Annotated in this window: 8 protein-coding genes and 1 pseudogene; 1 reads left to right on the plus strand and 8 read right to left on the minus strand. The window is 56.6% G+C overall.

Going from position 1 to position 8,779, the window contains the following annotated elements; genetic code table 11:
- Nucleotides 1-113 precede the first annotated feature (113 nt).
- From ACILRN_RS13690 to ACILRN_RS13715, 6 genes are all read right to left on the minus strand, one after another.
- On the minus strand, nucleotides 114-479 hold the full coding sequence (locus ACILRN_RS13690) for a cupin domain-containing protein (RefSeq protein ID WP_395689176.1): 366 nt from the start codon (nucleotides 477-479) through the stop codon (nucleotides 114-116).
- Entirely contained in the window at nucleotides 479-1,834 is a 1,356-nt protein-coding gene (locus ACILRN_RS13695; protein ID WP_395689178.1) for a glycosyltransferase, read from the minus strand. Before ACILRN_RS13695 ends, ACILRN_RS13690 begins: the two co-directional genes overlap by 1 nt.
- A 36-nt stretch (nucleotides 1,835-1,870) precedes the next feature.
- Nucleotides 1,871-2,641, minus strand: coding sequence for an ABC transporter permease (locus ACILRN_RS13700; protein ID WP_395689180.1), 771 nt, complete (start codon nucleotides 2,639-2,641; stop codon nucleotides 1,871-1,873).
- A complete protein-coding gene (locus ACILRN_RS13705; protein ID WP_395689182.1) occupies nucleotides 2,628-3,485 on the minus strand; it encodes an ABC transporter permease in 858 nt (285 codons plus the stop codon). The genes ACILRN_RS13700 and ACILRN_RS13705 overlap by 14 nt, the downstream gene beginning before the upstream one ends.
- Nucleotides 3,486-3,534: 49 nt before the next feature.
- Complete coding sequence (locus tag ACILRN_RS13710; RefSeq protein WP_395689184.1) at nucleotides 3,535-4,584, minus strand: spermidine/putrescine ABC transporter substrate-binding protein; 1,050 nt, start codon at nucleotides 4,582-4,584, stop codon at nucleotides 3,535-3,537.
- A gap of 215 nt (nucleotides 4,585-4,799) precedes the next feature.
- Nucleotides 4,800-5,516, minus strand: coding sequence for a carbonic anhydrase (locus tag ACILRN_RS13715; RefSeq protein WP_395689185.1), 717 nt, complete (start codon nucleotides 5,514-5,516; stop codon nucleotides 4,800-4,802).
- A gap of 449 nt (nucleotides 5,517-5,965) precedes the next feature.
- On the opposite strand from ACILRN_RS13715, the gene ACILRN_RS13720 reads away from it, so the two are divergent.
- Nucleotides 5,966-6,283 (plus strand): hypothetical protein, encoded by a 318-nt coding sequence (locus ACILRN_RS13720; RefSeq protein ID WP_395689186.1) that lies wholly within the window; start codon nucleotides 5,966-5,968, stop codon nucleotides 6,281-6,283.
- Nucleotides 6,284-7,146: 863 nt separating this feature from the next.
- Here ACILRN_RS13720 and ACILRN_RS13725 read toward each other — a convergent pair.
- Nucleotides 7,147-7,920, minus strand: coding sequence for a hypothetical protein (locus ACILRN_RS13725; RefSeq protein ID WP_395689188.1), 774 nt, complete (start codon nucleotides 7,918-7,920; stop codon nucleotides 7,147-7,149).
- Between the two features lie 235 nt (nucleotides 7,921-8,155).
- Nucleotides 8,156-8,779, minus strand: a pseudogene (locus ACILRN_RS13730) (integrase core domain-containing protein); the annotation flags it as partial.

The raw sequence follows: 8,779 nt of genomic DNA on the forward strand, positions 1-8,779 counted from the left end.
TGCGAGGCGCCTTCGATCATGGTCGGAATGATGCCCCAGTCCTTGAAGGGGCCGGCGAAGCTTTCCGGGCCTGTGAGGTGCGGGGCGGAGGATTGCAGGGTGAGGCTCATGATCTAACTCAGCATATAAACGTTGCGCATGGTCTGGTGAACGGTGCAGGTGCCGGTCCAGCCGGCTGGAAACAGAACCACAGTGCCCGGGGCGATCTCGATCCTTTCGCCCGACTCATGGACGTAGGTGGCGCGGCCAGACACGAAGTGACAGAGTTCATCGCGCGGGATCGACAGGGGCCAGCTGCCGGGCGTGCATTGCCACAAGCCCACTTCCGGCTGTCCGTTCGGACCCTTGTGCAGCAGCACGCCATCGCTCTTTGAGAGCCCGGCGATCGGGTTGGGCTGATGCCCCCAGTCCTTCAGCGGGCCGCCATATTCGGCCGGCGCCTCGAGATGCGGTGCGGATGAATCGAGTTTCGTCGGCATCAGGCCAGCTTCCGGCGTGTCAGGGCGTCGATCACTTTTGCGGCCTTGGTTGGCCCGTGCTTGGCGCGCATCTGGCGTGAGGTCTTCTTCAGGCGAGTCTTCATCTTCTTGTCGGTCAGCATCGTCAGGATCTTTTGCTCCAGTTCGCTGTCTGTCCAGTTGTAGCGGTCAAGCTTGAAGCCGTGACCGGTTTCCTGCACGCGGGTGGCGTTGTCATGGCCGTCCCAGACATATGGCATGATGATCGCAGGCTTGCCGAAATAGAGGCATTCCGTGAAGGAATTGTTGCCGCCGTGGTGAATCACCGCATCGACCTGCGGAATTACCGATGGCTGCGGAAACCAGCTGTCGATGATGACGTTGGACGGAATGTCGCCATACTGGTCCTTGTAGTCGCCGACATTGACCAGCGCGCGCACCGGCATCTTGCCGATGGCCGCGATGAGGCGCTTCAACAGCTCCACATCACCCGAGCCCAGTGAACCAAAACTTACATATAAGAGTGGCTTGTCATTGTTGGCCTTGAGGCGGGGGATCTGGTAGGGCTTGTCCTTGCGGACGCAGCCCTCAAGATACTGGAACTGCCGCGCCGGCAACTTGTGCCGGCGCTTGAACTTGACGGCACTCGGGTAGAGCAGGATGTTCATGTGCGGGCTTGCCTCGAAGAATTGCCCAATAGGATATTTCTTCTCTCCCAGCGACTTCAGGAAACGGTTGAACTCATCATGAATCGGTTTGATCACCTGGTTGAACCGCTTGCGGTAGGCGGCATGGGCCTTCTTGTCCTTGGCGCCTGCGCCTGACAGATGCGGCGGAATGTCGGGATCCTCTATTTCGTTCTCGGAACAGGAGATAATGCGCACCCAGGGCTTGCGATTGGCCTTGGCGTAGCGCTTGATGGCGGGGAACAGGATAACATTGTCGACGCAGATGACGTCGGGCCTTACCTTGTCGAGCACGCCGGGCAGATCCTTCTCGGCCCATTTTGCCGTCTCGACGATCATGCTCCAGCAGTCCTTGACGTAGTTGTCGATCTGCTCGTAGGGCGTCTTGCGGAAATTCGGAATGTGGCCGTTGATGAAATCGACCCAGAACTTTGCCATCTGCTCCGGGGGCAGCGGTTCCGAGAGATTCACCGGATGAGCCTCGAAACCATAGCCCTTGTAGACGTCCAGAAAGCCCGGATCTGAGAGGAAGACCACCGTGTGGCCAAGCTTTTCGAGAGCCTGGCCGATACCCACGGAGTTGAGCGCCGGGCCGAAGGCGGCCTCCGGAAACAGCGCGATGACTTTCTTCGCCTTTCGGGCGGGGGTGGATTTTCCCGGCCTTGCTGCTGCCTTTGTAGCCTTCGCCATGTCGTTCTCCCTGTGGCCTTGTCTGCGGTGTTGGTCTCAATTTGCCGGAATGCGCCCGCGGTTCAGGCGCTGGGCGGCAAAGATCATCACAAAACTTGCCACCATGACAAGGCTTGCCATGGCGTTGATTTCAGGCGTCACGCCAAAGCGGATCATCGCATAGATCTGCATTGGCAACGTGGTGGAGGACTGGCCTGCCCCAGCCGTGAAGTAGGCGATGATGAACTCGTCAACCGACAGGGTGAAGGCGAGCAGCGCCCCGGCCAGAATTGACGGCCCGATCAACGGCAGCGTGATGCGCAGGAATGTAGCGAGGGCCGAAGCGCCAAGATCGCGCGAGACTTCATTGAGTGTCCAGTCGTAGGACCTGAGCCGGGCTCTGACGACGGCGCAGACAAAGGCCAGGTTGAACACCACATGCGCCATGATGATCGAGTGCAGCCCGAGCGTGAACTTGAGCAGCGTGAAGAAGGAGAGCAGGGCGATCGCCAGCACGATGTCAGGCACGATCATCGGGGCAAAGAGCAGGGACTCGCGGGCGGGTGAGGGTCTTGCACGCTCCACGCCCAGCGCCAGAAGTGTGCCCAGCACCGTGGCGATCGCCGTTGACCAGAAAGCCACGATGAGGGAATTCAAGGCTGCAGTGGTGATTTTTGGATTGGATGCCAGGGCCCCATACCAGTCCAGCGAGAAGCCGCCCCAGGCTGTGGGCATGCCGGACTTGTTGAATGACAGCACCATCAGCACCGCGATGGGCAGGTAGAGAAAGCCATAGACGGCGGCCAGCCAGGCGTTAAGCGCGCGCATCGCTACCTCGCGCCCGTTGTGCCGCCACGGACTGCGCAAACAGCAGCATCATCATCACGCCGATGAGGAGGGCAGAGAGGGCCGCTCCGAACGGCCAGTCCCGTGCGGAAAGGAACTGGTCATAGATGAGGTTGCCTACCATCTGGAACTTGCCGCCACCGAGCAGGTCCGGCGTCACGAAATTGCCGATCGACAGCACGAACACGAAGACTGCGCCAGCCGCTACTCCCGGCGCCGTCAGCGGCAGGGTAATGCGCAGGAAAGTCTGAACCGCACCTGCGCCAAGGTCACGCGAGGCCTCGGCGTAGGATGGATCGAGCCGCTGCAACGCCGAGTACACCGCCAGAATGACGAAGGGCGTGTAGCTGTAGACCAGGCCGAGAATGACGGCGGGCTTGTTGTAGAGAAGGCTCAGGGGCTCGCTGCGCAGCCCTGCACTGATCAGGGCGCTGTTGATTAGGCCGGCCGGATTCAGCAGCACAATCCAGGCATAGGTGCGGATGAGATAGTTGGTCCAGAATGGCAGGATGGCAATGAACAGCAGCGCGGTCTGCCGGTGTGCCGGCGCCCGCGCGATTGCATAGGCAGCAGGATAGCCGATCAGGAGTGCAATGAGCGTGGCGGCAAGCGCTACCAGGCCGCTGTCGAGGAAGATCGAAAGATAGAGCGGATCAAGGCTGCGGCGCAGATTGTCCAGGGTCGGCGCTGCCCAGTCGATGCCGCCATAGACCCCACGTTCGAAGAACATCAGCCCGAAGATGAGGGCGCAGGGCGCAACCATCAAAAGGCCGAGCCAGACAAGGCCCGGCGCCATCAGCAGCCACGAAGCGCGCTGCGGCGTCATGTTGCGGAAAGCCCTCTCCCGGGTGAGCCGGGAGAGGAAGATTCGGCAGTCACTTTGCGGCCATGATCTCTGATACGGTCTTCGAGAAGGCCTTCATGCCGTTCCCGAGATCGCGCAGCTGCTCGTATTTCAGCAGGTCGGCCGGGGGAATGGCCATGTTGGGGAAGCTTGTGAACAGCGCCTTGTCTACGGCCTCCATGCCAGCCTTGTTGGGCGACTTGTACATGATGTTCTCGACCACCCACTTGCCATTGTCGGCGTTGAGGACAAAGTCGATGAACTTGTGGGCGGCGTCCTGGTTCTTCGAGGCCTTGGTGATGACGATGGCATCCACCCACAGGTCCGAGCCTTCTTTCGGGATCACATACTTGATCTCTGGCTTTTCAGCGATGCCATAGTTGCACCAGCCGTCCCAGGCCTGCACAAGCGAGGCTTCCCCTGAGACCAGCTTCGAATAGAAGGTCGTGTCGTCATAGGCAAGCAGGTTACGCTTGGCCTCGATCAGCTGGTCACGGACCTTATCCAGGTCTGCCTGATCGGTGGTGTTGACCGACATGCCATTGGCCAGAAAGCCGGCAGCCATCAGCCAGCGGTCGGTCGAGAGCATGGTGATCTTGCCCTTGAGATCATCAGCTGGCTTGAGCAGGTCGTTCCAGCTTGACGGTTCTGTCTTGACGGTGTCGGAGCGGTAGCACAGGCCGGTTGTTCCCCATGTATAGGGAACTGAAAACACGTTGCCAGGATCATGCTTGAGCTGGGTGGCCTCGGGATAGAGGTTTGCCAGATTCGGCACCTTGGCATGATCGATGGGCGCGGCGAGACCAAGATTGTTGAGCGCCTCGGCGAAGGGCGAGGAGACGAAGAGCACGTCATAGCCCTCACCGCCCGAGGCCGTTACCTTGCCCATGATTTCCTCATTGGTGGCATGCACGGCGATCTCGAGGTCGATGCCGGTGGCGGCCTTGAATTTCTCCGCCATGTCCTTTGGCATGTAGCCATCCCAGTTCGAGATGACGAGTTTCTCCGCAACCGCCGATGACGCGCCGGGCAACAGCAGCGAGACGCCAAGCGCCAGAGCAAGCAGATATGAGTGCTTCATGATGTTTCCTCCTGAGTTCTGATCTTGTTTTCCTTGACACTAAGTGAATTCCGCAGGCGCGTCGAGACCCGGTAATGGCGTGACCGGCGCGATCTGGCCGTCAACTCTCGGACATGCCGGACGGACCTGGAAAATCCCATTTCTATCAAGAAGTTTGGACAGAACCGCCCGGACTGCCGGACCCCTTCCCTGCGCGTCGAGGCCGTGCTGATCTGTCAGCCGTAGAACTCCACCACACCGGTATCAATGTCGTAGGTCGCGTGGATCACCTTGAGCTTGCCTGTTGTCACAAGGCCTTTGACAGCCTCGCTTCTCGTGAGGATCGTCTCGGCATTGCGTCGGGCATTTTCAAGAACGGTATTGGCGACAAAGTCTCCCTGCCTGTCCATCATCTCCTCTGCCGCTGCAGCGATCTCGCCAACCAGCGGGCCGATGAAACCACCTGGTTTCTCACCATTTTGAACCATGTTGCATGCGGCTGTGACGGCGCCGCAGCGCTGGTGACCCATCACCACGACGAGTGATGATCCCAGATGCTCGGCGCCATATTCGATGGTTCCAAGCATGTCGTCGTCGGCAATGTTACCAGCATTGCGGCAAACGAAAACTTCCCCAAGGTTAAGGCCACCGAAGATGAGTTCGGGGACGACGCGGCTGTCTGAGCATGTCAGGATCGTCGCCCAAGGCGCCTGACCGGACTCCTCTTCCTTGCGATGTCTTGCCAGATCCTTCTCGCATTCCTCGGAAGAGGACCGATACTTTGCATTGCCTTCCTTCAGCTTTGCCAAGGCTTCATCTGGCCTCAAAGATGGCTTATGAAGGATGTTCGCCGCGGCGAAGCGTTCCGGGATCATGAGTGCCGTTGCCAGCGACAGAACCCCTAGTCCGGCAGTAAAATGGCGACGGTTTGGTGTCAGACAAAGCTTGCACAAGTCACGTCTCCTGAAATCTGTTTCACGTCAACGATAGGCCGAAGCCCGGCAGGGTCAAGCCCGAAGCCCTAGCTGACGTTCTAAGGCTTGGTTGGGGCATGATTGATGAGGGCAAATCTGGTCGTGCAGGCTTTGCAAGCTCTTGTCGGCCTGAGTCATCGTTGATCCATCTCGGGCATGTTCAGGCAAATGCGGTATCTGCGCTCAGCACGTCAAGCAGCAGCAGTCCCGACAAAAGACAATGCGTAGCCCATTTCGTGTCCGGCAGGCCTTGCATCATTGCAAGGGATGCCAGAGGAGGTTTTGTAGATCACGAACGACGCACACCCACGACGCCGACATGACAGCGGCAATGAATTCCACCTGCGACAAGAGGGTCGTCCGTCATATCCTTTTGCGAGCCAAGTCTCCCATCGAATTCATTTCCCCTGAGCACTGCTGTGATGCCAATGCGCGGCTCGCTCGACGGTGATGGCTCAACCACCTACATCATCTTCACTGCAGCCGCGATCCCACTCTATCGCCATCTGCAGATGGACTTATGCAACATCGCCTGCGTGTTCATTATGTCGAGTTCTGTCATGAATGACGTGCAATGGAGTGGTGCGACAGCGCGCGTTCTGAGGGCGTTGGAGCCCGTTGCTTTTGATCATCGTTCCGCTGATACCGGCAATGGCAGTTACCGCAGCATGGGTATTGTTCGTCGCATGGGGAATTGGACTCGAGTAGCGCCCACGGTTAGCCTTGCTGCCTTGGAACGTCATTGACGAGGACGCTAGCGGAACAGACCTGATCGCAGAGAGTCCGGCAAGCCACATGGAGGCGTGGCAGCCTCGACCGTTGTTGTTCAATTCCGCCTTTACGGTGGCACTGTTCGTTAGCCTGATCATGGATGTCCGGTTTTGCCAATTCTTGCCGAGAAAGGCTTGGTTGCGGTTTCTCAAATGCTGAAAACAGCCGTGCCACCCGTGTCGAACAGCAGGTGCATCTGCTCAGTTTGTTGAAGTCTTTTTTCTTTTTTTGCGGGTTGGCCACTCGGTATCGGACTCCTTGAACTCATGAAAGCCATGCTCACATGGGCGATCGGCGCCTGTGCGGTGTTCCTCCTTGTCAGCGTGGTGGTAGGCTTGATTGTGTTTTCGGCAACGCTGGCCGGATCATGATTGAAGAGTGCTTTGGCTCGTGGTGGGTTCGTTATGTCTTGCAAAATTTGACTGTCAGATTCATGTCCCAGTCGAGATCATTGATACTGTGAGGTGTGGTCCCTGAACTGGAATAAGGACATGGCTCAGCCTTGGCAGGTGCATGTTGCAGATAGATCAAGTGATATCGGAAACGGAAGAGTGCATGGGTAGTTGCCCGTGACACTGTGTTTATGGGACGTCCTTGGTGAGATTTGGCTTGGGCAGAAAGTGGTGCAGTTACTCTGATTTGTGAAGGCTTGGTACTGGTCGAATCGGGGTATGTCTGGTGGATATCCGCTCACGTTCAAGTATTGAGCCCTGTCCCAGTAGTGAAATCCAGGCGAGTTAACAAAACACGTTTCAAGTGCCCCTCGCTCTGGATGCGGGCAAACACATAATGGTCATTGAAGGCTGAGTGGCAACCATATCGTCGAAACCTTGCCCATCTAAGATTGATTAGAAACGGGTGCATCGCTCTCGAAGAACGACCAGAGATCTTCATCGAAAGTGTATTCGTCAAGAATGGCAGGTTCTATTTCCTGCCGCCATTCTTCTGAACCATAATACTGTTTATAGTGAGAGAGAGACTTTGTGTGATCCTTTGTAGATCTTGTAAATTCTGAAAAGATGACCGCTGGATTGTCCAAATATGGTCTGAGCTGGAAAAAACAAGTCTCCTGGCGCTGAATTAACTTTTCAAAGTGAAGAATCGTGAAGCTCCTGTTTGCGCCCAGCAAACGGTAGATGAATGATCTGTATGACTGAAGTTTGAATTTGTAGAGGTCGATTGGCTTGCACCATTCATACGCCAGATTGTCTCGTCCAAGAGTTTTCCACGACATGGAATAGAATGCCTCAAAACTTTGGGGCCGCTCAACCAGGATATGATAGGGAGACTTGAACAATGAAAGAACCCAGGAAAGTGGATTTCGGACGATGAATACGTAGTGGGTATCCGCAGGAATATCATACAAATCGAAGTTGGTGGCGGTATGCTTCCACTGGTGATTGATGCTCTGATCCTTGAACGCATGGTCGATCTCGGATTCAATCATATGCACGCTGCAGCCATTCCGCCTCATTCGTGCAACATGTTTAGCTGTTTCTGTATTCAGCTCGGGTATCGTGCCTGGCAAGAGTCGTGATGCGCTATTGGCACCTATCATGGCTGCCAAGGCATTCGTGCCAGAATTGCGCTCGCCAAAGATCTTTATCTGCATCTAGCGGTCCAAAAATCTACGTGGCTCTGATGAGTGCGCGGCTCGGGCGGTTTCTGGGCCGAAGATAATAATACCTTCGTTCAAATAGGCAACTTCATCATGGGGTGCCTTCAGTCTGTGAAATGTTCGTGTTGGATTGGATGTCTTTTGGGAGGTCGTGATGGCAAGGATGATGCCGCCGAACTGCGCCGTCATGTGTGATCATGACGACCTGACGATACGATCCTTGGTTGGTTTATAGATCTTCCCTGAGAGCTTCGTAAGGTGCCTTTCCATTGAAGGCGCCGTGGGGTCTTGAGAGATTATAGAACCGCTCCCAGTGGGTGAGCATTTCCTCGAGATCGACATCATCCTTGTAGGTGAGGAGTTGGTAGAACTCCTCTTGGTCAGTTCGATGCGAACGCTCGACCTTGCCGTTGAGTTGATATGACCGAGGCTCGATTTAAGCATGGCGGATGCCCTGGTCTTCGACGTGCCAGTGGAACTCGTGCCTATTGTCCGTCCTCACCTCCCGGATGCGGAACGGGAAGCTCTTGATGACGTAGTCGAGGAAATCGATGGCGTTGGTCTGGGTGTGCCTGCTGTAGATCTTGAGGGACCTGACGCGCGTGGCGTCGTCGATAGCGGTGTACTGATAGCGTTTGATCGACTTCCCATCTTTTCCATGGAAAATCAGGAACTTGACGTCAACCTGTATCTGATGGCCCGGCACCTGTTGCTGGTAGCGGGTGGTATGGACCTTGCGGAGCCTCGTACCTCGTGGGAGCCGGTTCAGGCCATTGCGCTTGAGGATGCGGGATACGCCGGCTCCGGAGATCTTGATGTCGTGGTAGCGCGCCAGATACCAAACGATGCGCAT

Origin of the sequence: Aestuariivirga sp., from assembly GCF_044238155.1 — a bacterium.
Taxonomy (GTDB): domain Bacteria; phylum Pseudomonadota; class Alphaproteobacteria; order Rhizobiales; family Aestuariivirgaceae; genus Aestuariivirga.

Excerpts from the sequence above, each read along its gene's own strand:
- ACILRN_RS13690 (WP_395689176.1), bottom strand. The coding sequence starts at position 479 with ATGCCGACGAAACTCGATTCATCCGCACCGCATCTCGAGGCGCCGGCC.
- ACILRN_RS13695 (WP_395689178.1), bottom strand. The coding sequence starts at position 1,834 with ATGGCGAAGGCTACAAAGGCAGCAGCAAGGCCGGGAAAATCCACCCCC.
- ACILRN_RS13700 (WP_395689180.1), bottom strand. The coding sequence starts at position 2,641 with ATGCGCGCGCTTAACGCCTGGCTGGCCGCCGTCTATGGCTTTCTCTAC.
- ACILRN_RS13705 (WP_395689182.1), bottom strand. The coding sequence starts at position 3,485 with ATGACGCCGCAGCGCGCTTCGTGGCTGCTGATGGCGCCGGGCCTTGTC.
- ACILRN_RS13710 (WP_395689184.1), bottom strand. The coding sequence starts at position 4,584 with ATGAAGCACTCATATCTGCTTGCTCTGGCGCTTGGCGTCTCGCTGCTG.
- ACILRN_RS13720 (WP_395689186.1), top strand. The coding sequence starts at position 5,966 with ATGCGCGGCTCGCTCGACGGTGATGGCTCAACCACCTACATCATCTTC.
- ACILRN_RS13725 (WP_395689188.1), bottom strand. The coding sequence starts at position 7,920 with ATGCAGATAAAGATCTTTGGCGAGCGCAATTCTGGCACGAATGCCTTG.